The following is a 21,724-nucleotide window of genomic DNA, read 5'->3' as shown; positions in this document are numbered from 1 at the left end:
CTTGTTCGCATGGTCAGGATGAGCGCAGAAGAGAGGCGCGAGAGCGTCATCCGCGCGGCGATGAGCGAGTTCTCCCGGGGCGGCTACTACGGCACGTCCACCGAGGCGATCGCCAAGCGTGTGGGTGTCTCGCAGCCGTACCTCTTCCGGCTCTTCCCGGGCAAGAAGGCGATCTTCCTCGCGGCGGCCGAGCGGTGCATGGAGGAGACCATGCACACCTTCGCCGACGCCTCCAAGGGGCTGCAGGGCGAAGAGGCCCTGCACTCCATGGCGAACGCGTACACCAGGGTCATCGCCGAGAATCCGGAACAGCTGCTCATGCAGATGCAGATGTACGTCGCGGTGGCGGCCGCAGAGCAGGCCGGTGACCACGAACTGGGCGAGTCGGTGCGGGCGGGCTGGATGCGCCTGTGGGACACCGTCCATCTGCCGCTCGGTGCCGATGTCGACGAGACCACGACCTTCATGGCGTACGGAATGCTCGTCAACTGCCTGGTGGTCATGGGATTTCCGCCCGAGCACCGGGTCTGGGAGGGGCTCTACCCCTCGGCCCGGATCAAGGGCCGGCTCGAACACTGAACCAAGGGTGGCGAGGGTTGCCGCCTTTTCATGCCCGTGAAAGTTAGTCAGCAATAACTAATCGAAGTCAGTGATCACCCGCTGGGGGAAGCGATGTCACAGCAGACCGCACGTCCCGGGGGAGCCGTCTGGGCCCTCGTCATCACCAGCGTCGCCGGGTTCATGGCGGCGCTCGACAACCTCGTCGTCACCACCGCACTGCCCTCGATCCGCAAGGACCTCGGGGGAGACCTCCCCGATCTGGAATGGACCGTGAGCGCGTACACGCTCACCTTCGCCGTGCTGCTGATGTTCGGCGCGGCCCTGGGCGACCGGTTCGGCCGGCGCCGGCTCTTCCTCGTCGGCATCGCCGTGTTCACCGCCGCGTCCGCCGCCGCGGCCATGGCGCCCGGCATCGACTCGCTGATCGCCGCCCGCGCGGTCCAGGGCGTCGGCGCCGCCATCATGATGCCGCTGACGCTGACCCTGCTCACGGCCGCCGTTCCGGCCGCCAAGCGCGGGATGGCGTACGGGATCTGGGGTGCCGTCAACGGTCTCGCGGTCGCTTCGGGGCCGCTGATCGGCGGCAGTCTCACCGAGCACATCTCCTGGCAGTGGATCTTCTGGCTGAACGTTCCGCTGGGGTTGGTCCTGCTGCCGCTCGCCCGGCTGCGTCTGTCGGAGTCGTTCGGCGCCGGCGCCCCGCTCGACATCCGCGGCACCCTGCTGGCCAGCGGCGGCCTCTTCGGGATCGTGTACGGGCTGGTCCGGGCGCCCGTCGTCGGCTGGACCGACGGGATAGTCCTGCTGGGGCTGTTCGCCGGTACCGCTCTGCTCGTCGGCTTCGTGCTCCACGGCATCAGCGCCAAGAACCCGATGCTGCCGATGCGGCTCTTCCGCAACCGGGCCTTCGCCGGGATCAACGCGGCCAGCCTGCTGATGTTCCTCGGGATGTTCGGCTCGATCTTCCTGCTCAGCCAGTACATGCAGGGCGTCCTCGGCTACTCGCCCACCCAGGCCGGACTGCGGATGCTGCCCTGGACGGGGATGCCGATGCTCATCGCGCCCGTCGCCGGCTATCTGTCCGACCGGATCGGCGGCCGCCCGGTCGTCGCCGCGGGTCTCTTCCTCCAGGCCGTCGGGCTCGGCTGGTTCGCCACCGTGATCGCGCCCGACACGTCGTACGCCACGCAACTGCCCGCCCTGATCATCAGCGGTGTGGGCATGTCCCTCTTCTTCGCCCCCGCCTCCAACCTGGTCATGTCCAGCGTCCGTCCGCACGAGCAGGGGATCGCGTCCGGCGCCAACAACGCGCTGCGCGAGGTCGGCGGCGCGCTCGGTATCGCGGTGATGGCCTCGATCTTCTCCGCCCAGGGCGGCTACGGGACCGCGCAGACCTTCGTGGACGGCACCCAGCCGGCGCTCTGGGTCGGCTCCGCCGCGGTGGCCGTGGCGGGAGTCGCGGCACTGCTCATCCCCGGTCGTCGCCGGGCGGCGGAGGCGGGCGAGGGCAGCACCGGGACCGCGCCCGAGCGGGTGCTGGAGACGGCCTCCCGCTGAGGGCCCTCACTGAGTCCGGAATCCGAACCCGACCCCGAACCCGAAAGGAGTCCGATCATGCCCACCCTTCCCTGGACCGTGCCGAACAAGCCGCCGCAGGGCGTCGAGGTGCACGTCTTCGCCTCCCGCTTCGAGACCCGCACCCGCTGGGGAGCGCTGAAGTTCTTCGCCAGGACACCGGCCGTCTGGCGGCAGGTGAGCAAAGCCCCCGGAGCGTACGGCGCCACGCTCAAGGCGGCCCCGCTGCGGCGGACCTTCTGGACCCTGTCCGCCTGGGAGTCGCCCGCGGCGCTCAAGACCTTCGCCCGCTCAGGCACGCACGCGCCGACCGCCCGGGGCCTCGGCCCCCAGATGCGGGACGCGAAGTTCGTCTCGTGGACGGTCACGGCGGACGACCTCCCGCTCGACTGGGCACAGGCGCTGCGCCGTCTGTGACCGACCGACGCCGCGAACGGTTCAGCCGCGAGAACGGCCCCGCCCCGACCGGCGGGGCCGTTCTCGTACTCTTGGGCACGTGCTGGAACTCCACGACGCCCCGCTCGCCCCGCTGACCACCTTCCGGCTCGGCGGCCCCGCCGCGCGCCTGATCACCGCCACGACCGACGCCGAGGTGATCGCCGCCGTCCGCGAGGCCGACGACTCCGGCACCCCGCTGCTGCTGATCGGCGGCGGATCCAACCTGGTCATCGGCGACAAGGGCTTCGCGGGCACCGCCCTGCGCATCGCCACCCGCGGCTTCGCCCTCGACGGTACGAAGCTGGAGCTGGCCGCCGGCGAGGTGTGGACCGACGCCGTCGCCCGCACCGTCGAGGCCGGCCTCGCGGGCATCGAGTGCCTCGCCGGAATCCCGGGCTCCGCGGGTGCGACGCCCATCCAGAACGTGGGGGCGTACGGCCAGGAGGTGTCGTCGACGATCACCGAAGTGATCGCCTACGACCGGAAGACCCGCGAGACGGTCACTGTTCCGAACGCCGAGTGCGTCTTCTCGTACCGTCACAGCCGCTTCAAGGCCGACCCCGAGCGCTTCGTCGTGCTGCGCGTCCGCTTCGACCTGGAGGACGCCTCCGGGCTCTCCGCGCCGGTCAAGTACGCCGAGACGGCGCGCGCCCTCGGTGTCGAGCCCGGCGACCGCGTGCCGCTGGAGAAGGCCCGGGAGACCGTCCTGAAGCTGCGCTCCGGCAAGGGCATGGTGCTCGACCCGGAGGACCACGACACCTGGTCGGCCGGCTCGTTCTTCACCAACCCGATCCTCACCCACGAGGAGTTCGCCGTGTTCCACGTGCGCGTGGCCGAGCGTCTCGGCGACGGCGTGATCCCGCCCGCGTACCCGGCGGGCGACGGGCACACCAAGACCTCCGCGGCCTGGCTGATCGACAAGTCCGGCTTCACCAAGGGCTACGGCACCGGCCCCGCCCGCATCTCCACCAAGCACACCCTGGCCCTCACCAACCGCGGCGAGGCCACCACGGAGGACCTCCTCGCGCTCGCCCGCGAGGTCGTCGCGGGCGTCCACGCAGCCTTCGGGATCACGCTCGTCAACGAACCGGTGACGGTCGGCGTCAGCCTCTGAGGCGGCGGGATATTTCGCTTGCCGGTCGCCCGGCCCGGCGATCACCCTGGGGTCATGAGAGAACTCCTGTGCGGCTGAGGGTCGGTGAGTTCCGGCCGAGCGCCGGCCGGTACGCGTTCCGGGTGGTCCAGCCGCGCCCCGCGCTGCGGCACACCACTCTCAGCGACCCCTTGCGGGGCTGGGGCTATCTGGTCGGCGACCACGACGGACTGGCCCGCCTCGCCGCGCTGTTCTCGTTCGCCGCGTACTCCCCGCACACGGTCGTCCACGTCCCGCTGCGCGACAGCGTCCCCAGGACGTACGCGCCCGGAGTGCCGGTCGACCTCGTCCTCGCCCACCGGACACTGGGCCTGCGGCCCTCCGCGTGGCCGTCGCTGCGCCGCGGGCTGACCCGGGGCACGCCGGGCACCGTCCGCACCGACGAACGGCGCACCGCCGACCACGCGGCGGCCTGGCAGGCGCGCTGGGAGCAGCGCTGGGAGCGCCTCGACCCCGTCGACCGGATCCGCCCCGCCGTGCACGCCCGGACGCTGTTCCTCTTCGGCGCCCGGGACACCTTCGCCTCGGCGTCCGTTCACTTGGAGACCGCGGCCGGCTTCGGCCCCCGACACAAGAGGGCCGCCAAGGGGCACGACGTGCTGGTCACCTCGCTCACGACGCACATGCCCCTGAGCCGGGGGCGGCACACGGAACTGGACATCGGGTTCCAGGCGTATCCGCCCTACGCCCACTTCAGGCGACCGGGGCGGTCAGCCAGTCGTCGATCCCGGACAGCAGCTTCTCCTTGATGTCCTGCGGGGCCGCCGAACCCCGTACCGACTGCCGTGCCAGTTCGGCCAGTTCGGCGTCCGTGAAGGCGTGATGCCGGCGGGCGATGTCGTACTGGGCGGCCAGCCGCGAGCCGAACAGCAGCGGGTCGTCCGCGCCGAGTGCCAGCGGGACCCCGGCCTCGAAAAGCGTGCGCAAGGGGACGTCCTCCGGCTTTTCGTACACCCCCAGGGCGACATTCGACGCCGGGCAGACCTCGCAGGTGATACCCCGGTCCGCGAGCCGCTTCAGGAGCCGCGGGTCCTCGGCCGCCCGCACCCCGTGCCCGATGCGCGAGGCGTGCAGGTCGTCCAGGCAGTCGCGGACGGACGCCGGGCCCGTCAGCTCGCCGCCGTGCGGCGCCGCCAGCAGCCCGCCCTCACGCGCGATGGCGAACGCCCGGTCGAAGTCCCGCGCCATACCGCGCCGCTCGTCGTTGGAGAGCCCGAAGCCGACGATGCCGCGGTCCGCGTACCGCACGGCCAGCCGGGCCAGCGTGCGCGCGTCCAGCGGGTGCTTCATCCGGTTCGCGGCCACCAGGACCCGCATCCCGAGCCCGGTCTCGCGCACGGCCGAGTCCACGGCGTCCAGGATGATCTCCAGAGCCGGGATCAGCCCGCCCAGCCGGGGCGCGTACGAGGTCGGGTCGACCTGGATCTCCAGCCACCCCGAGCCGTCCTTGATGTCCTCCTCGGCGGCCTCCCGTACCAGCCGCCGGATGTCCTCGGGATCTCTGAGACACGACCGCGCCGCGTCGTACAGCCGCTGGAAACGGAACCAGCCCCGCTCGTCGGTGGCCCGCAGTTTCGGAGGCTCCCCGCTGGTCAGCGCGTCGGGAAGGTGGATCCCGTGCTTGTCGGCCAGTTCCAGCAGAGTGGTGATCCGCATCGACCCGGTGAAATGCAGGTGCAGATGAGCTTTGGGCAGCTCAGAGACATCACGTACGTGCTCCATTCCAGGATCCTGCCGTACGCCGCCTCCGTATCGGTAGCGCTTTCCCTGAACGTGGTCTTGCTCGCACTAAGACACGAACCAAGACACGAAGAAGCGGGCCGCCTCCCAGAGGGAAGCGGCCCGCTCGTACCCACTCACGGTGAGGAGGTTCAGTCCGTGGCCTCGGCCAGCAGCTTCTGGATCCGCGAGACGCCCTCGACGAGGTCCTCGTCACCCAGCGCGTACGAGAGCCGCAGGTAGCCCGGCGTGCCGAAGGCCTCGCCCGGGACGACCGCGACCTCGGCCTCCTCAAGGATCAGCGCGGCCAGCTCGACGGAGTTCTGCGGGCGCCTGCCGCGGATCTCCTTGCCGATGAGGGCCTTCACCGAGGGGTACGCGTAGAAGGCGCCCTCGGGCTCCGGGCAGAGCACACCGTCGATCTCGTTGAGCATCCGCACGATGGTCTTGCGGCGGCGGTCGAAGGCCTCGCGCATCTCGGCGACGGCCGTCAGGTCGCCGGAGACGGCGGCGATGGCTGCGGCCTGGGCGACGTTCGACACGTTCGACGTGGCGTGCGACTGGAGGTTCGTCGCGGCCTTCACCACGTCCTTCGGGCCGATGATCCACCCGACACGCCAGCCGGTCATCGCGTACGTCTTCGCGACGCCGTTGACCACGATGCACTTGTCGCGCAGCTCGGGCAGGACCGCGGGCAGCGAGGTGAACTTCGCGTCCCCGTAGACCAGGTGCTCGTAGATCTCGTCCGTCAGCACCCACAGACCGTGCTCGACGGCCCAGCGGCCGATCGCCTCGGTGTCCTCGGCGCTGTAGACGGCGCCCGTCGGGTTGGACGGCGACACGAAGAGGACGACCTTCGTCTTCTCCGTACGGGCCGCCTCCAACTGCTCGACCGAGACGCGGTAGCCGGTGGTCTCGTCCGCGACGACCTCGACCGGGACACCGCCGGCGAGACGGATCGACTCCGGGTACGTCGTCCAGTAGGGCGCCGGGACGATGACCTCGTCGCCCGGGTCGAGGATCGCGGCGAACGCCTCGTAGATGGCCTGCTTGCCGCCGTTGGTCACCAGGACCTGGGAGACGTCAACCTCGTAGTCGGAATCGCGCAGCGTCTTGGCGACGATCGCCGCCTTCAGCTCGGGAAGGCCGCCGGCCGGCGTGTACCGGTGGTACTTCGGGTTCTTGCAGGCCTCGATGGCGGCCTCGACGATGTAGCCCGGGGTCGGGAAGTCGGGCTCACCGGCGCCGAAGCCGATCACCGGACGTCCTGCGGCCTTGAGGGCCTTGGCCTTGGCGTCCACGGCGAGGGTGGCGGACTCGGAGATCGCACCGATCCGGGCGGAGACCCGGCGCTCGGTGGGAGGGGTTGCAGCGCTCATGGGCCCATCGTTCCAGACACGAAACCTCCCCGGCACACCGGTTTCACAGACTGAGCAGTGGCCGACAAAGCCCGTACGGACACTTTCTGTTCGACGACCGGCCGTCGACCACGTACACTCTCACCTCGTTGGCCTTCACCGGCCGCGCCCACCCGGTGCACACCGAGCACCCGGGCGGATGCGGTACGTTGTTGGGGAAACAAAGGGTCGTAGCTCAATTGGTAGAGCACTGGTCTCCAAAACCAGCGGTTGGGGGTTCAAGTCCCTCCGGCCCTGCTACACACTCCTTTCGCCAGGATGTGTGCGCATGTACGTACTGCAATGCACCGCCGTGCGGCTCATACCCGGGCGCGGCACGGCCACGACCCGGAATCAGGTGAGGACGAGTGACGGACGCCGTGGGCTCCATCGACATGCCTGATGCCCAGGATGAGGTGCCGGAGTCCCAGAAGAAGGGCCGCAAGGGCGGTAAGCGTGCCAAGAAGGGCCCGCTGAAGCGCCTTGCCCTCTTCTACCGCCAGATCATCGCGGAACTCCGCAAGGTTGTCTGGCCGACCCGGAATCAGCTGACGACGTACACCACAGTGGTGATTGTGTTCGTTGTCATCATGATCGGTCTGGTGACTCTGATTGACTTCGGACTCGACAAGGCCGCCAAGTACGTATTCGGCTGAGCCAAGCGCGAAGGGCGCCGTACCCGGCGCCCGCTTTCGCGTGTTCCACCCCCATGATCCAGGAAGAAGCAGCCACCGTGTCTGACCCGAACCTGAACGACGCCGGCGAGTCGGTCGAGTCCGTTGACGACGAGCTCGACATCGTCGAGGGCGCGGACGTCGAGGACGAGGTCGAGGCTGCCGACGCCGAAGCCGGCGAGGCCGCCGAAGAGGCTGCCCTGCACGTCGAGGACGAGTCCGGTGAGGACGTCGAGACCGACGTGGACGCCGAGGACCTGGCCGTCTCCGACGAGGCCGAAGAAGCCGAGAAGCTCGAAGAGCCCGAGGAAGAGGCCGAGCCGGTCGACCCCGTCGTGGCCCTCCGCGAGGAACTCCGCAGGCTGCCCGGCGAGTGGTACGTCATCCACACGTACGCGGGTTACGAGAACCGCGTGAAGACGAACCTCGAACAGCGTGCCGTCTCTCTGAACGTCGAGGACTTCATCTTCGCGGCCGAGGTGCCGCAGGAAGAGGTCGCGCAGATCAAGAACGGCGAGCGCAAGACCGTCCGTCAGAACAAGCTCCCCGGCTACGTGCTGGTGCGCATGGACCTGACGAACGAGTCCTGGGGCGTCGTCCGCAACACCCCCGGCGTCACCGGCTTCGTGGGCAACGCGTACGACCCGTACCCGCTGACGCTGGACGAGATCGTCAAGATGCTCGCCCCGGAGGCCGAGGAGAAGGCCGCCCGCGAGGCGGCCGAGGCCGAGGGCAAGCCGGCTCCGTCCCGCAAGCTCGAGGTCCAGGTGCTGGACTTCGAGGTGGGCGACTCGGTCACCGTCACCGACGGTCCGTTCGCGACGCTGCAGGCGACCATCAACGAGATCAACGCCGACTCGAAGAAGGTCAAGGGCCTCGTCGAGATCTTCGGCCGCGAGACCCCGGTCGAGCTGAGCTTCGACCAGATCCAGAAGAACTGACCCCTCTCGGGACGGTCTTCCGGAACACACGCCTCCGATCAGGTCAGACGGGCCCTCAAAGCCTGTCTGACCTGCTCGGTTTTTGGCCGCAGACAGATACCCGTTATCGTTGTGCGGTATGCCTCCGTCCGGATGATCCGGATCGGCGGCTGAAAACTCTCACTAGGACCCGGAGAGAGCAATGCCTCCCAAGAAGAAGAAGGTCACGGGGCTCATCAAGCTCCAGATCCAGGCCGGTGCGGCCAACCCGGCGCCGCCGGTCGGCCCCGCGCTGGGCCAGCACGGCGTCAACATCATGGAGTTCTGCAAGGCCTACAACGCCGCGACCGAGTCGCAGCGTGGCTGGGTGATCCCGGTGGAGATCACGGTCTACGAAGACCGCTCCTTCACCTTCATCACCAAGACCCCGCCGGCCGCGAAGATGATCCTCAAGGCCGCGGGCGTGGAGAAGGGCTCCGGCGAGCCGCACAAGACCAAGGTCGCCAAGATCACCCAGGCGCAGGTCCGCGAGATCGCCACCACGAAGATGCCCGACCTGAACGCCAACGACCTGGACGCCGCGTCGAAGATCATCGCCGGCACCGCCCGTTCCATGGGCATCACGGTCGAGGGCTGACCTCCACCCCGTAGGAAAGACCGTGGCAGGGCCTGCTCGGCCCACACCACGACTCCTCAGAACACACAGGAGCAGTAGTGAGCAAGCGCAGCAAGTCTCTCCGCGCTGCGGACGCCAAGATCGACCGGGACAAGCAGTACGCCCCGCTCGAGGCCGTCCGTCTCGCCAAGGAGACCTCCACGAGCAAGTTCGACGGCACCGTCGAGGTCGCCTTCCGCCTGGGTGTCGACCCGCGCAAGGCCGACCAGATGGTCCGTGGCACCGTGAACCTCCCGCACGGCACCGGTAAGACCGCCCGGGTCCTGGTCTTCGCGACCGGTGACCGTGCCGAGGCCGCGACCGCCGCGGGCGCCGACATCGTCGGCTCCGACGAGCTCATCGACGAGGTGGCGAAGGGCCGTCTGGACTTCGACGCCGTCGTCGCCACCCCGGACCTCATGGGCAAGGTCGGCCGCCTGGGCCGTGTCCTCGGCCCGCGTGGTCTGATGCCGAACCCGAAGACCGGCACCGTGACCCCGGACGTGGCCAAGGCCGTGACCGAGATCAAGGGCGGCAAGATCGAGTTCCGCGTCGACAAGCACTCGAACCTGCACTTCATCATCGGCAAGACCTCGTTCGACGAGACCCAGCTGGTGGAGAACTACGGCGCCGCGCTGGAGGAGATCCTCCGTCTGAAGCCGTCCGCCGCCAAGGGTCGCTACATCCGGAAGGCCGCGATCAGCACGACGATCGGCCCCGGCATCCCGCTCGACCCGAACCGCACCCGCAACCTCCTCGTCGAGGAGGACCCGGCCTCCGTCTGAGCCTGACGCTCACCGGCAGCCGCGTCGCACACGCGATTCCAGGACGGGCCCCGCAACCTTTCGAGGTGCGGGGCCCGTCCCTCTTTGTCAGATGCCCGATTCCGGACCGGGTGTCAGTGCCCTGCGCTAGCGTGCAAGGCACAGGAATCGCATAGGGGGACGAATGAAGAGCACTGCCGTGCGACGCGCGACTGTCTCGATCGCGATGGCCGCCGCGCTGACGGGGGTCGCGGCCTGTAGCGGCTCGGACTCCGACGGGGGTTCGGGCGGAAGCTCGGGCGGAAGCTCCGGAGGGGGCGACAAGGCGGCCGGCAAGGCCAAGACCCAGGCGAACCCGATCTCGGCCCTGCGCTCCGTCGAGAAGTCCACCGACAAGGCCGACTCCGCCAAGGTCGAGTCCACCACGACCATGGGCACGATCATGTCCATGGAGGCGGACGGCGCCCTCGGCTGGGCCGACGGCCTCACCGGCACCCTGACGATCACGTACACCGGCGGCACGATGGCCGACCAGATGCGGCAGCTGGGCACCACCTCCATGGAGGCCCGCTATCTGCCGGACGCCTACTACGCGAAGATGGGCGACACGTTCGCCGAGCAGTCCGGCGGCAAGCACTGGATCAAGTACGCGTACGACGACCTGGCGGACCTCGCCGGCGGATCGGGCGCGTACATGAAGGACCAGATGCAGAACACCACGCCGAACCAGTCGGTGAAGCTGCTGCTGGCCTCCGGGGACGTCAAGAAGGTCGGCGAGGAGAAGGTGCGCGGCGAGAACACCACGCACTACTCGGGCACGGTCGACGTCGCGGACCTCGCGGGCGAGAGCTCGAACCTCACCGCGGATCAACTGGCCGACATGAAGCGCCAGTTGGAGCAGGCCGGAGTCACCACCGAGACCATCGACATATGGGTCAACGACGAGGACCTGCTGGTCAAGAAGGTCGAGAAGGGTGAGCTGGCGACCGGCTCGATGTCCTCGACGGCGTTCTACAGCGACTACGGCGTGAAGGTCTCCACCGAGGAACCCCCGGCGGGCGACACGGCCGATTTCAAGGACCTGATGCAGACTCAGCCGGCGGCCTGAGAGGCCCCGTACGGGACGCAGGGAGGGGCGCCACCCAGGCGCCCCGGGCGTCACACAGGCCTCAAGGAACTCGGAGGACTGGCCGAGTCCCTCTGGGATACGCTCGCGCCCTGCCTGTGAGTCGCTCATCTGTTCCTTGGGGGGAACCATGAAGTCTTCTGTGCGCGGATCCGTGCGTCGTAGGACGACCGGTGCGGCACTCGCCGCGCTGGTCCTCGCTGGGGGTGCCGTCGGCTGTTCGAAGGACGACGGCAGCGAGGAGTCGCCGAAGATGACGCCCGCCGCGGCCGTGGCCAAGGCGGCGAAGAACACGGAGGACATCACCTCCATCAGCTACCGGATGACCGGCAGGACCCCTGAGGAGGGGCGCGTCAAGGCCGAAGCCCAGATGCGCATGAAGCCCGACGTCGCCATGAGCATGAAGATGACCGCCCTCGACCAGGGCGCGGACGGCACCGCCGAGATCCGCCTCGTCGACAAGGCGATGTACATAGGCGGAGGCGCCGCGGCCGCCAAGGAGATGGACGGCAAGAGCTGGATCAAGTTCGACCTGTCCACGCTGGGGGACGACGCGCTGGGGGGCGCGGCTCCGGGCGCCGGGACGGCCGACAAGAACCCGGCCCAGGAGTCCACCTTCCTCACCGGCTCCAAGGACGTGAAGAAGGTCGGCACCGAGAAGATCGACGGCGTCGAGACCACCCACTACAAGGGCACGGTCACCCTCGACGAGTTCCGCAAGTCCCTCAAGAGCGAGAGCAGGACCACCCGTGAGCAGCGGGAGAAGAGCCTTGAGCAGTACGAGAAGATGGGCGTGGACGCGCTCACGATGGACATGTGGATCGACGGCGACGACCGCACCAAGCAGTTCCGTATGAAGGGCGACGCCGACAAGGGCAAGCTCGACATGACCATCACCTTCGTCGACTACAACAAGCCCGTGACGGTCGAGGCGCCGCCCGCCAAGGACGTCATGGACCTGGCCGAGATGATGGGCGACACCGAGAGCTGACCTGGGCGTCGGTCGGCGTACTACGTCGGCCCACGTACGGATTTGCTTGACAGCGACCCGTTCACGTAACCTTCCACAGAAGCCAAAGACCGCTGGTCGTTGCCGTGTGCTTGTTAGAGGGCGCGGCGACCGAAGGATCCGCTGAAACTGCGGACGACCCGCGTAGGTGACTGTGGATGAACTCCCGGACAGTCCCGTACTTCGTACGGATCCGTTCGGTCGAGTCACGCCCCGTGCGCCTGCGCCGGGGCGTTTCGTTTTCCCAGTCTCCTTCTGAGCGGTCCTCATCACCCGGAAGGAGGCCACGCTTATGGCAAGGCCCGACAAGGCTGCCGCGGTAGCCGAGCTCGCGGACCAGTTCCGCAGCTCGAACGCCGCTGTGCTGACCGAGTACCGGGGTCTCACCGTGGCGCAGCTCAAGACGCTGCGTCGTTCGCTCGGTGAAGACGCCCAGTACGCCGTGGTGAAGAACACGCTGACCAAGATCGCGGCCAACGAGGCCGGGATCTCCACGCTCGACGACCTGTTCAACGGTCCGACGGCGGTTGCCTTCATCTCCGGTGACCCGGTGACGTCGGCGAAGGGTCTTCGTGACTTCGCCAAGGACAACCCGAACCTCGTCATCAAGGGCGGTGTCCTTGACGGCAAGGCGCTGTCCGCCGACGAGATCAAGAAGCTTGCGGACCTCGAGTCCCGCGAGGTTCTGCTCGCCAAGCTGGCGGGTGCCATGAAGGGCAAGCAGACTCAGGCTGCGCAGCTCTTCCAGGCGCTTCCGTCGAAGTTCGTCCGCACTGCGGAGGCGCTTCGCGTCAAGCTCGAAGAGCAGGGCGGTGCCGAGTAATTCGGCTCGCGCATTGACCGCCGCCTGAGGCGACGGTCGTAGCGGGCCGAACGTACGCCCGCCTCACCAGTACATCCGGCACCTGCCGAATTAGTGGAAGGACGCCATCATGGCGAAGCTGTCCCAGGAAGAGCTGCTCGCGCAGTTCGAGTCCCTCACCCTCATCGAGCTCTCCGAGTTCGTGAAGGCCTTCGAGGAGAAGTTCGACGTCACCGCCGCCGCCGCGGTCGCCGTTGCCGGCCCCGCCGGTGCCGCCGCCCCGGCCGAGGCCGAGGCCGAGCAGGACGAGTTCGACGTCATCCTCACGGGTGCCGGCGAGAAGAAGATCCAGGTCATCAAGGTCGTGCGTGAGCTGACCTCCCTGGGTCTGAAGGAGGCCAAGGACCTCGTGGACGGCGCTCCGAAGCCGGTCCTCGAGAAGGTCGCCAAGGACGCCGCCGAGAAGGCCGCCGAGTCCCTCAAGGGCGCCGGCGCCTCCGTCGAGGTCAAGTAACCCCACGAGCCGTCCGCCACGCGCCCTCAGGGGCACTGTGGCAGCGGCTCCAGCGAGCCGACACAGCCGCTCCAGCAGGGGCTGTAACGCTGACGCACCGAAGAGCGATCATCCATCTGGGTGGTCGCTCTTCGGCGTTCGAGGGGGCCGTGCGGCGACTGCCTTGCGCTGTCGGTCGCTACGAGTATGGTGATCTTCGTTCGTGCCTCCGGCCGCCCTGTGACGGGCAGCAAGACAGGTTGCAAGACGGGTTGCAAGTGACGATGGCAGCACCCGGTTCGGGCATGGGGGGGCCTTGACGAACCGCACGCAGCGCGCAATTCTCAGGACGCGTCGTCACAACGATCCGGATCCGAGGCATGGATCGGTGGCGAAGAGGGCAGTATCGATGTGCATCGAGGGCGTGGCTTGCAGCAGGGGTTGAGAACAACGAGGGTCTTCAAAAACCCGCACTGGACATCAGTGGGCCTAGTGGCTACACTGACCCTTTGCGCTGCCTGTTAGCTGCCTCCTGCCCGTCACCAGGGGCATGCCCTCGCTTCAGCACTGTGGATTGAACCGATCCTGACCTGGCCTTTTGGCTGATTCTGGAAACGGCTGTCCCGGTGTCCGGCTTGGGACCGGTACGCGCGTAGTGAGTCCGAGCCCTCGGAAGGACCCCCTCTTGGCCGCCTCGCGCACTGCCTCCGCGAATACGAACAACGGCGCCAGCACCGCCCCGCTGCGCATCTCTTTTGCAAAGATCAAGGAGCCCCTCGAGGTTCCGAACCTTCTTGCGCTGCAAACCGAGAGCTTCGACTGGCTGCTCGGAAACGACGCGTGGAAGGCTCGTGTCGAGGCGGCTCTGGACAGCGGACAGGACGTCCCCACCAAGTCCGGTCTGGAGGAGATCTTCGAGGAGATCTCCCCGATCGAGGACTTCTCCGGGTCGATGTCCCTGACATTCCGCGACCACCGCTTCGAGCCTCCCAAGAACTCGATCGACGAGTGCAAGGAGCGCGACTTCACGTACGCCGCCCCGCTCTTCGTCACGGCCGAGTTCACCAACAACGAGACCGGCGAGATCAAGTCCCAGACGGTCTTCATGGGCGACTTCCCGCTCATGACCAACAAGGGCACCTTCGTCATCAACGGCACCGAGCGTGTCGTCGTGACGCAGCTGGTCCGTTCGCCGGGTGTCTACTTCGACTCCTCCATCGACAAGACGTCCGACAAGGACATCTTCTCGGTCAAGGTCATCCCCTCCCGGGGTGCCTGGCTGGAGATGGAGATCGACAAGCGCGACATGGTCGGTGTCCGCATCGACCGCAAGCGCAAGCAGTCCGTCACCGTTCTCCTGAAGGCTCTCGGCTGGACGACCGAGCAGATCCTCGAGGAGTTCGGCGAGTACGAGTCCATGCGGGCCACCCTGGAGAAGGACCACACCCAGGGCCAGGACGACGCGCTGCTCGACATCTACCGCAAGCTGCGTCCGGGCGAGCCCCCGACCCGTGAGGCCGCGCAGACGCTGCTCGAGAACCTCTACTTCAACCCGAAGCGCTACGACCTCGCCAACGTCGGCCGTTACAAGGTCAACAAGAAGCTGGGCAGCGAGGCCCCGCTGGACGCCGGGATCCTGACCGTCGAAGACATCATCGAGACGATCAAGTACCTGGTGAAGCTGCACGCCGGTGAGACCGAGACCGTCGGTCCCAACGGCGCCTCGATCGTCGTCGAGACCGACGACATCGACCACTTCGGCAACCGTCGTCTGCGCAACGTCGGCGAGCTCATCCAGAACCAGGTCCGTACGGGTCTGGCGCGTATGGAGCGAGTCGTCCGTGAGCGGATGACGACCCAGGACGTCGAGGCGATCACGCCGCAGACCCTGATCAACATCCGGCCGGTCGTCGCCTCCATCAAGGAGTTCTTCGGCACCAGCCAGCTGTCGCAGTTCATGGACCAGAACAACCCGCTGTCGGGCCTGACGCACAAGCGTCGTCTCAACGCGCTCGGCCCGGGTGGTCTGTCCCGTGAGCGGGCCGGCTTCGAAGTCCGTGACGTGCACCCCTCGCACTACGGCCGCATGTGCCCGATCGAGACCCCCGAAGGCCCGAACATCGGCCTGATCGGCTCGCTCGCCTCCTACGGCCGGATCAACGCGTTCGGTTTCGTCGAGACGCCGTACCGCAAGGTCGTCGAAGGCCGGGTCAGCGACGACGTCGACTACCTCACGGCCGATGAGGAGGACCGGTTCGTCATCGCGCAGGCCAACGCCTCGCTCAATGACGACATGCGCTTCGACGAGGCTCGTGTCCTGGTCCGCCGTCGTGGCGGAGAGGTCGACTACGTCCCCGGTGACGACGTCGACTACATGGACGTCTCCCCGCGCCAGATGGTGTCCGTCGCGACCGCGATGATCCCCTTCCTGGAGCACGACGACGCCAACCGTGCCCTCATGGGCGCGAACATGATGCGCCAGGCCGTGCCGCTGATCACCGCCGAGGCCCCCCTCGTCGGTACGGGCATGGAGTACCGCTGCGCCGTCGACGCCGGTGACGTCATCAAGGCCGAGAAGGCGGGTGTCGTCCAGGAGGTCTCCGCGGACTACATCACCGTCGCCAACGACGACGGCACGTACACCACGTACCGCGTCGCCAAGTTCTCGCGTTCCAACCAGGGCACCTCGGTCAACCAGAAGGTGATCGTGGACGAGGGCGACCGGGTCGTCGAGAACCAGGTTCTCGCCGACGGTCCGGCCACCCAGGAAGGCGAGATGGCGCTGGGCAAGAACCTGCTCGTCGCCTTCATGCCCTGGGAGGGTCACAACTACGAGGACGCGATCATCCTGTCGCAGCGCCTCGTCCAGGACGACGTCCTCTCCTCGATCCACATCGAGGAGCACGAGGTCGACGCCCGTGACACCAAGCTCGGCCCCGAGGAGATCACCCGGGACATCCCGAACGTCTCCGAGGAGGTCCTGGCCGACCTCGACGAGCGCGGCATCATCCGCATCGGTGCCGAGGTCGTCGCCGGCGACATCCTGGTCGGCAAGGTCACGCCCAAGGGTGAGACCGAGCTGACCCCGGAGGAGCGCCTGCTCCGCGCGATCTTCGGTGAGAAGGCGCGCGAGGTGCGCGACACCTCGCTGAAGGTGCCGCACGGCGAGATCGGCAAGGTCATCGGCGTCCGCGTCTTCGACCGTGAAGAGGGCGACGAGCTGCCGCCGGGCGTGAACCAGCTGGTTCGTGTCTACGTGGCGCAGAAGCGCAAGATCACGGACGGTGACAAGCTCGCCGGCCGTCACGGAAACAAGGGCGTCATCTCCAAGATCCTTCCGATCGAGGACATGCCCTTCCTTGAGGACGGCACGCCCGTCGACATCATCCTCAACCCGCTGGGTGTCCCGTCCCGAATGAACCCGGGACAGGTCCTGGAGATCCACCTCGGCTGGCTCGCCAGCCGTGGCTGGGACGTCTCCGGTCTGGCGGACGACTGGGCGCAGCGCCTCCAGGCCATCGAGGCCGACAAGGTCGACCCGGGCACGAACGTCGCCACCCCCGTCTTCGACGGTGCGCGTGAGGACGAGCTGGCCGGTCTGCTGCAGCACACGATCCCGAACCGCGACGGCGAGCGCATGGTGCTCCCCACCGGTAAGGCGCCTCTGTTCGACGGCCGCTCCGGCGAGCCGTTCCCGGAGCCGATCTCGGTCGGCTACATGTACATCCTCAAGCTCCACCACCTGGTCGACGACAAGCTCCACGCGCGCTCGACCGGTCCGTACTCGATGATCACCCAGCAGCCGCTGGGTGGTAAGGCCCAGTTCGGTGGCCAGCGCTTCGGTGAGATGGAGGTGTGGGCGCTGGAGGCTTATGGCGCCGCTTACGCCCTCCAGGAACTGCTGACCATCAAGTCCGACGACGTGACCGGCCGCGTGAAGGTCTACGAGGCCATCGTCAAGGGCGAGAACATCCCCGAGCCCGGCATTCCCGAGTCCTTCAAGGTGCTCATCAAGGAAATGCAGTCGCTCTGCCTCAACGTGGAGGTGCTGTCCTCGGACGGCATGTCCATCGAGATGCGCGACACGGACGAGGACGTCTTCCGCGCCGCGGAGGAGCTCGGTATCGACCTGTCCCGGCGCGAGCCGAGCAGCGTCGAAGAGGTCTGACGGGTCTGGCCGGGGCTCCTTGAACAGGAGCCCCGGCTAACCCCGGACCCCAGTCAGACCAGTGAAGAATCGACCCCGAAAGAGGGATTGACGACAAGTGCTCGACGTCAACTTCTTCGACGAGCTGCGGATCGGCCTTGCTACCGCTGACGACATTCGTCAGTGGTCCCACGGTGAGGTCAAGAAGCCGGAGACCATCAACTACCGCACCCTCAAGCCCGAAAAGGACGGACTCTTCTGCGAGAAGATCTTCGGTCCGACCCGGGACTGGGAGTGCTACTGCGGCAAGTACAAGCGTGTCCGCTTCAAGGGCATCATCTGCGAGCGCTGCGGCGTCGAGGTCACTCGCGCCAAGGTGCGTCGTGAGCGGATGGGCCACATTGAGCTGGCCGCTCCCGTCACCCACATCTGGTACTTCAAGGGCGTTCCGTCGCGGCTGGGCTACCTGCTCGACCTCGCCCCGAAGGACCTCGAGAAGGTCATCTACTTCGCCGCGTACATGATCACGTACGTGGACGACGAGCGTCGTACCCGCGACCTGCCGTCGCTGGAGGCCCACGTCTCCGTCGAGCGTCAGCAGATCGAGAACCGCCGCGACGCCGACCTCGAGACCCGCGCCAAAAAGCTCGAGACCGACCTGGCCGAGCTGGAGGCCGAGGGCGCCAAGGCCGACGTACGCCGCAAGGTGCGCGAAGGTGCCGAGCGTGAGATGAAGCAGCTGCGTGACCGTTCGCAGCGCGAGATCGACCGTCTCGACGAGGTCTGGACCCGTTTCAAGAACCTCAAGGTCCAGGACCTGGAGGGTGACGAGCTCCTCTACCGCGAGCTGCGTGACCGCTTCGGGACCTACTTCGACGGCTCCATGGGTGCGGCTGCCCTGCAGAAGCGCCTGGAGTCCTTCGACCTGGACGAGGAGGCCGAGCGCCTCCGCGAGATCATCCGTACCGGCAAGGGCCAGAAGAAGACCCGTGCGCTGAAGCGGCTGAAGGTCGTGTCTGCCTTCCTGCAGACCTCCAACAGCCCCAAGGGCATGGTTCTCGACTGCGTCCCGGTCATCCCGCCGGACCTTCGCCCGATGGTGCAGCTGGACGGTGGCCGCTTCGCGACCTCCGACCTGAACGACCTGTACCGCCGTGTGATCAACCGGAACAACCGTCTGAAGCGGCTTCTCGACCTCGGCGCGCCCGAGATCATCGTGAACAACGAGAAGCGCATGCTCCAGGAGGCCGTCGACGCGCTCTTCGACAACGGCCGTCGTGGTCGCCCGGTCACGGGCCCCGGCAACCGTCCGCTGAAGTCGCTGTCCGACATGCTCAAGGGCAAGCAGGGTCGTTTCCGTCAGAACCTGCTCGGCAAGCGTGTGGACTACTCCGCGCGTTCCGTGATCGTCGTCGGTCCGCAGCTGAAGCTCCACCAGTGCGGTCTGCCGAAGGCCATGGCGCTGGAGCTCTTCAAGCCGTTCGTGATGAAGCGCCTGGTCGACCTGAACCACGCGCAGAACATCAAGAGCGCCAAGCGGATGGTCGAGCGCGGCCGCACGGTCGTGTACGACGTCCTGGAAGAGGTCATCGCCGAGCACCCGGTTCTGCTGAACCGTGCGCCGACGCTGCACCGCCTCGGCATCCAGGCCTTCGAGCCGCAGCTGGTCGAGGGCAAGGCCATCCAGATCCACCCGCTCGTCTGCACCGCGTTCAACGCGGACTTCGACGGTGACCAGATGGCCGTGCACCTGCCGCTCTCCGCGGAGGCGCAGGCCGAGGCCCGCATCCTGATGCTGTCCTCGAACAACATCCTCAAGCCCGCCGACGGCCGTCCGGTGACGATGCCGACCCAGGACATGGTCCTCGGTCTGTTCTTCCTCACCACAGACGGCGAGCTGCGGGACGTCAAGGGCGAGGGCCGGTCCTTCGGCTCCGCGGCCGAGGCGATCATGGCGTTCGACGCCGGTGACCTCTCGCTGCAGTCGCAGGTGGACATCCGCTTCCCGGTGGGCACCATCCCGCCGCGCGGCTGGACCCCGCCGGCTCAGGAGGCGGGCGACCCGGAGTGGCAGCAGGGTGACACCTTCCGCCTGAACACCACGCTGGGCCGCGCGCTCTTCAACGAGCTGCTGCCCGAGGACTACCCGTTCGTCGACTACGAGGTCGGCAAGAAGCAGCTCTCCGAGATCGTCAACGACCTCGCCGAGCGCTACCCCAAGGTCATCGTGGCGGCGACGCTCGACAACCTGAAGGCGGCCGGCTTCTACTGGGCGACCCGTTCCGGCGTCACCGTGGCCATCTCCGACATCGTCGTTCCCGACGCGAAGCGCGCGATCGTCAAGGGCTACGAGGACCAGGACGAGAAGGTCCAGAAGCAGTACGAGCGTGGTCTGATCACCAAGGACGAGCGCACGCAGGAGCTCATCGCGATCTGGACCAAGGCGACCAACGAGGTTGCCGAGGCGATGAACGCGAACTTCCCGAAGACCAACCCGGTCTCGATGATGGTCAACTCGGGCGCTCGCGGAAACATGATGCAGATGCGTCAGATCGCCGGTATGCGTGGTCTGGTGTCGAACGCCAAGAACGAGACGATCCCGCGTCCCATCAAGGCGTCCTTCCGTGAGGGCCTGTCCGTGCTGGAGTACTTCATCTCCACGCACGGTGCCCGTAAGGGTCTGGCCGACACCGCCCTGCGTACCGCCGACTCGGGTTACCTGACCCGTCGTCTGGTGGACGTCTCGCAGGACGTCATCATTCGCGAGGAGGACTGCGGCACCGACCGCGGCCTGCGTCTGGCGATCGCCGAGCGGGACGCCGACGGCACCCTGCGCAAGACGGAGAACGTCGAGACCAGCGTGTACGCACGTGCGCTGGCCGAGGACATCACTGTCGACGGCAAGGTGCTGGCCCCGGCCAACACCGACCTGGGCGACGTCCTCATCGACGAGCTCGTCAAGTACGGCATCGAGGAGGTCAAGACCCGTTCGGTCCTGACCTGCGAGTCCGCCGTCGGTACCTGCGCCATGTGCTACGGCCGTTCGCTGGCCACCGGCAAGCTGGTCGACATCGGTGAGGCGGTCGGCATCATCGCCGCCCAGTCCATCGGTGAGCCCGGCACGCAGCTGACGATGCGTACCTTCCACACCGGTGGTGTGGCCGGTGACGACATCACCCAGGGTCTGCCCCGTGTCGTCGAGCTCTTCGAGGCTCGTACGCCGAAGGGTGTCGCCCCGATCTCCGAGGCCTCCGGCCGCGTGCGGATCGAGGAGACCGAGAAGACCAAGAAGCTCGTCGTCACCCCCGACGACGGCAGCGACGAGACGGCGTTCCCGATCTCGAAGCGTGCCCGTCTGCTGGTGGGCGAGGGCGACCACGTCGAGGTGGGCCAGAAGCTCACCGTGGGTGCCACCAACCCGCACGACGTGCTGCGCATCCTGGGTCAGCGTGCCGTCCAGGTCCACCTGGTCGGCGAAGTCCAGCGGGTCTACAACTCGCAGGGCGTGTCGATCCACGACAAGCACATCGAGATCATCATCCGGCAGATGCTCCGCCGTGTGACGATCATCGAGTCGGGCGACGCGGAGCTGCTGCCCGGCGAGCTCGTCGAGCGGTCGAAGTTCGAGACCGAGAACCGTCGTGTGGTCCAGGAAGGCGGCCACCCGGCCTCCGGCCGTCCGCAGCTGATGGGTATCACCAAGGCGTCGCTGGCCACCGAGTCGTGGCTGTCGGCGGCGTCCTTCCAGGAGACGACCAGGGTTCTGACGGACGCGGCGATCAACGCCAAGTCCGACTCCCTGATCGGCCTCAAGGAGAACGTCATCATCGGTAAGCTCATCCCGGCCGGTACGGGCCTGTCCCGCTACCGCAACATCCGGGTCGAGCCGACCGAGGAGGCCAAGGCCGCGATGTACTCGGCCGTCGGCTACGACGACATCGACTACTCGCCGTTCGGCACGGGCTCCGGCCAGGCCGTTCCGCTGGAGGACTACGACTACGGTCCGTACAACCAGTAAGCGGGTTGCTTGAGTTGAAGGGCGGTCACCTTTCGGGGTGGCCGCCCTTCGGCTTTTCCTGTGACGGGAACCTATGCCGGAAATGCCGCGTTGGAGCATGATGGAAGCCCAGTCTTTCGGGGGGAGGTGCTCCCGTGTCGTACCCGTCGTGGCAGCCCGGGGAGGGGCCGAAGGATCCGCAGGCCCGGCAGGGGCCGGGTGGTGTGCCGTCCTGGCGTGGGCAGGGTGGTCAGCCGCCGGTCTGGTACGGGCAGGGCGGTCCGCCGCAGCCCG

The 21,724-nt window shown here is 67.5% G+C and carries 17 protein-coding genes and 1 tRNA gene; 16 read left to right on the top strand and 2 right to left on the bottom strand.

What is annotated here, in order from left to right:
• The first annotated feature begins 9 nt into the window (after positions 1-9).
• The 5 genes from O3Q52_RS02785 to O3Q52_RS02765 all read left to right on the top strand — a co-directional run bounded on the left by O3Q52_RS02785 (position 10) and on the right by O3Q52_RS02765 (position 4,476).
• Positions 10-579, top strand: coding sequence for a TetR/AcrR family transcriptional regulator (locus tag O3Q52_RS02785; protein WP_269647153.1), 570 nt, complete (start codon positions 10-12; stop codon positions 577-579).
• Positions 580-672: 93 nt separating this feature from the next.
• Entirely contained in the window at positions 673-2,118 is a 1,446-nt protein-coding gene (locus O3Q52_RS02780; protein WP_269647152.1) for a DHA2 family efflux MFS transporter permease subunit, read from the top strand.
• 57 nt (positions 2,119-2,175) lie between these two features.
• Positions 2,176-2,553 (top strand): DUF3291 domain-containing protein, encoded by a 378-nt coding sequence (locus tag O3Q52_RS02775; protein WP_269647151.1) that lies wholly within the window; start codon positions 2,176-2,178, stop codon positions 2,551-2,553.
• A gap of 79 nt (positions 2,554-2,632) precedes the next feature.
• Positions 2,633-3,688, top strand: coding sequence for a UDP-N-acetylmuramate dehydrogenase (locus tag O3Q52_RS02770; RefSeq protein WP_269647150.1), 1,056 nt, complete (start codon positions 2,633-2,635; stop codon positions 3,686-3,688).
• A 68-nt stretch (positions 3,689-3,756) separates the two neighbouring features.
• Positions 3,757-4,476, top strand: a complete 720-nt coding sequence (locus tag O3Q52_RS02765; RefSeq protein ID WP_269647149.1) for a hypothetical protein — start codon at positions 3,757-3,759, stop codon at positions 4,474-4,476.
• Here the strand turns inward: O3Q52_RS02765 and O3Q52_RS02760 are convergent.
• Together O3Q52_RS02760 and O3Q52_RS02755 are read right to left on the bottom strand one after the other, a co-directional pair.
• Complete coding sequence (locus tag O3Q52_RS02760; RefSeq protein ID WP_269647148.1) at positions 4,421-5,449, bottom strand: adenosine deaminase; 1,029 nt, start codon at positions 5,447-5,449, stop codon at positions 4,421-4,423. The two genes, O3Q52_RS02765 and O3Q52_RS02760, sit on opposite strands and share 56 nt — an antisense overlap.
• Positions 5,450-5,598: 149 nt before the next feature.
• Positions 5,599-6,825 (bottom strand): pyridoxal phosphate-dependent aminotransferase, encoded by a 1,227-nt coding sequence (locus O3Q52_RS02755; protein ID WP_269647147.1) that lies wholly within the window; start codon positions 6,823-6,825, stop codon positions 5,599-5,601.
• Between the two features lie 203 nt (positions 6,826-7,028).
• Here O3Q52_RS02755 and O3Q52_RS02750 point away from each other — a divergent pair.
• The 11 genes from O3Q52_RS02750 (at position 7,029) to O3Q52_RS02700 (ending at position 21,451) form a co-directional block, all read left to right on the top strand.
• Positions 7,029-7,101: transfer RNA gene (locus tag O3Q52_RS02750), tRNA-Trp, on the top strand.
• 110 nt (positions 7,102-7,211) lie between these two features.
• Positions 7,212-7,499: a preprotein translocase subunit SecE gene (secE, locus tag O3Q52_RS02745; protein WP_269647146.1), complete on the top strand. Its 288-nt coding sequence runs from the start codon at positions 7,212-7,214 to the stop codon at positions 7,497-7,499.
• Between the two features lie 77 nt (positions 7,500-7,576).
• The gene (gene nusG / locus O3Q52_RS02740; RefSeq protein WP_269647145.1) at positions 7,577-8,458 is read left to right on the top strand and encodes a transcription termination/antitermination protein NusG; all 882 of its coding nucleotides are present in this window, start codon (positions 7,577-7,579) and stop codon (positions 8,456-8,458) included.
• A gap of 181 nt (positions 8,459-8,639) precedes the next feature.
• A complete protein-coding gene (rplK, locus tag O3Q52_RS02735; protein WP_030359033.1) occupies positions 8,640-9,074 on the top strand; it encodes a 50S ribosomal protein L11 in 435 nt (144 codons plus the stop codon).
• A 77-nt stretch (positions 9,075-9,151) separates the two neighbouring features.
• Positions 9,152-9,877 carry a 50S ribosomal protein L1 gene (gene rplA / locus O3Q52_RS02730; RefSeq protein WP_189844519.1) on the top strand — a complete coding sequence of 242 codons (726 nt, stop codon included), beginning with the start codon at positions 9,152-9,154 and terminating at the stop codon, positions 9,875-9,877.
• Positions 9,878-10,040: 163 nt separating this feature from the next.
• Entirely contained in the window at positions 10,041-10,964 is a 924-nt protein-coding gene (locus tag O3Q52_RS02725) for a hypothetical protein (protein ID WP_269647144.1), read from the top strand.
• 148 nt (positions 10,965-11,112) lie between these two features.
• The gene (locus O3Q52_RS02720) at positions 11,113-11,973 is read left to right on the top strand and encodes a DUF1396 domain-containing protein (RefSeq protein WP_269647143.1); all 861 of its coding nucleotides are present in this window, start codon (positions 11,113-11,115) and stop codon (positions 11,971-11,973) included.
• Between the two features lie 310 nt (positions 11,974-12,283).
• Positions 12,284-12,814, top strand: coding sequence for a 50S ribosomal protein L10 (rplJ, locus tag O3Q52_RS02715; protein WP_055610505.1), 531 nt, complete (start codon positions 12,284-12,286; stop codon positions 12,812-12,814).
• A 109-nt stretch (positions 12,815-12,923) separates the two neighbouring features.
• Complete coding sequence (gene rplL, locus O3Q52_RS02710) at positions 12,924-13,307, top strand: 50S ribosomal protein L7/L12 (protein WP_269647142.1); 384 nt, start codon at positions 12,924-12,926, stop codon at positions 13,305-13,307.
• A gap of 664 nt (positions 13,308-13,971) precedes the next feature.
• On the top strand, positions 13,972-17,454 hold the full coding sequence (gene rpoB / locus O3Q52_RS02705) for a DNA-directed RNA polymerase subunit beta (RefSeq protein ID WP_055610507.1): 3,483 nt from the start codon (positions 13,972-13,974) through the stop codon (positions 17,452-17,454).
• 97 nt (positions 17,455-17,551) lie between these two features.
• A complete protein-coding gene (locus tag O3Q52_RS02700) occupies positions 17,552-21,451 on the top strand; it encodes a DNA-directed RNA polymerase subunit beta' (protein ID WP_269647141.1) in 3,900 nt (1,299 codons plus the stop codon).
• Positions 21,452-21,724: the final 273 nt, after the last annotated feature.

Source organism: Streptomyces sp. ActVer, assembly GCF_027270795.1.
In the GTDB taxonomy this organism is placed as follows: domain Bacteria; phylum Actinomycetota; class Actinomycetes; order Streptomycetales; family Streptomycetaceae; genus Streptomyces; species Streptomyces umbrinus_A.
Note: the sequence above shows the minus strand (reverse complement) of the source record. Positions and strands in the feature narration are given on the sequence as shown.

What these genes read in the sequence shown, in the direction of transcription:
- O3Q52_RS02760 (WP_269647148.1), bottom strand. Translation starts at nt 5,449, where the DNA reads ATGGAGCACGTACGTGATGTCTCTGAGCTGCCCAAAGCTCATCTGCAC.
- O3Q52_RS02725 (WP_269647144.1), top strand. Translation starts at nt 10,041, where the DNA reads ATGAAGAGCACTGCCGTGCGACGCGCGACTGTCTCGATCGCGATGGCC.
- O3Q52_RS02785 (WP_269647153.1), top strand. Translation starts at nt 10, where the DNA reads ATGGTCAGGATGAGCGCAGAAGAGAGGCGCGAGAGCGTCATCCGCGCG.
- O3Q52_RS02775 (WP_269647151.1), top strand. Translation starts at nt 2,176, where the DNA reads ATGCCCACCCTTCCCTGGACCGTGCCGAACAAGCCGCCGCAGGGCGTC.
- O3Q52_RS02720 (WP_269647143.1), top strand. Translation starts at nt 11,113, where the DNA reads ATGAAGTCTTCTGTGCGCGGATCCGTGCGTCGTAGGACGACCGGTGCG.
- rplJ (WP_055610505.1), top strand. Translation starts at nt 12,284, where the DNA reads ATGGCAAGGCCCGACAAGGCTGCCGCGGTAGCCGAGCTCGCGGACCAG.
- rplK (WP_030359033.1), top strand. Translation starts at nt 8,640, where the DNA reads ATGCCTCCCAAGAAGAAGAAGGTCACGGGGCTCATCAAGCTCCAGATC.
- rplL (WP_269647142.1), top strand. Translation starts at nt 12,924, where the DNA reads ATGGCGAAGCTGTCCCAGGAAGAGCTGCTCGCGCAGTTCGAGTCCCTC.
- O3Q52_RS02755 (WP_269647147.1), bottom strand. Translation starts at nt 6,825, where the DNA reads ATGAGCGCTGCAACCCCTCCCACCGAGCGCCGGGTCTCCGCCCGGATC.
- O3Q52_RS02780 (WP_269647152.1), top strand. Translation starts at nt 673, where the DNA reads ATGTCACAGCAGACCGCACGTCCCGGGGGAGCCGTCTGGGCCCTCGTC.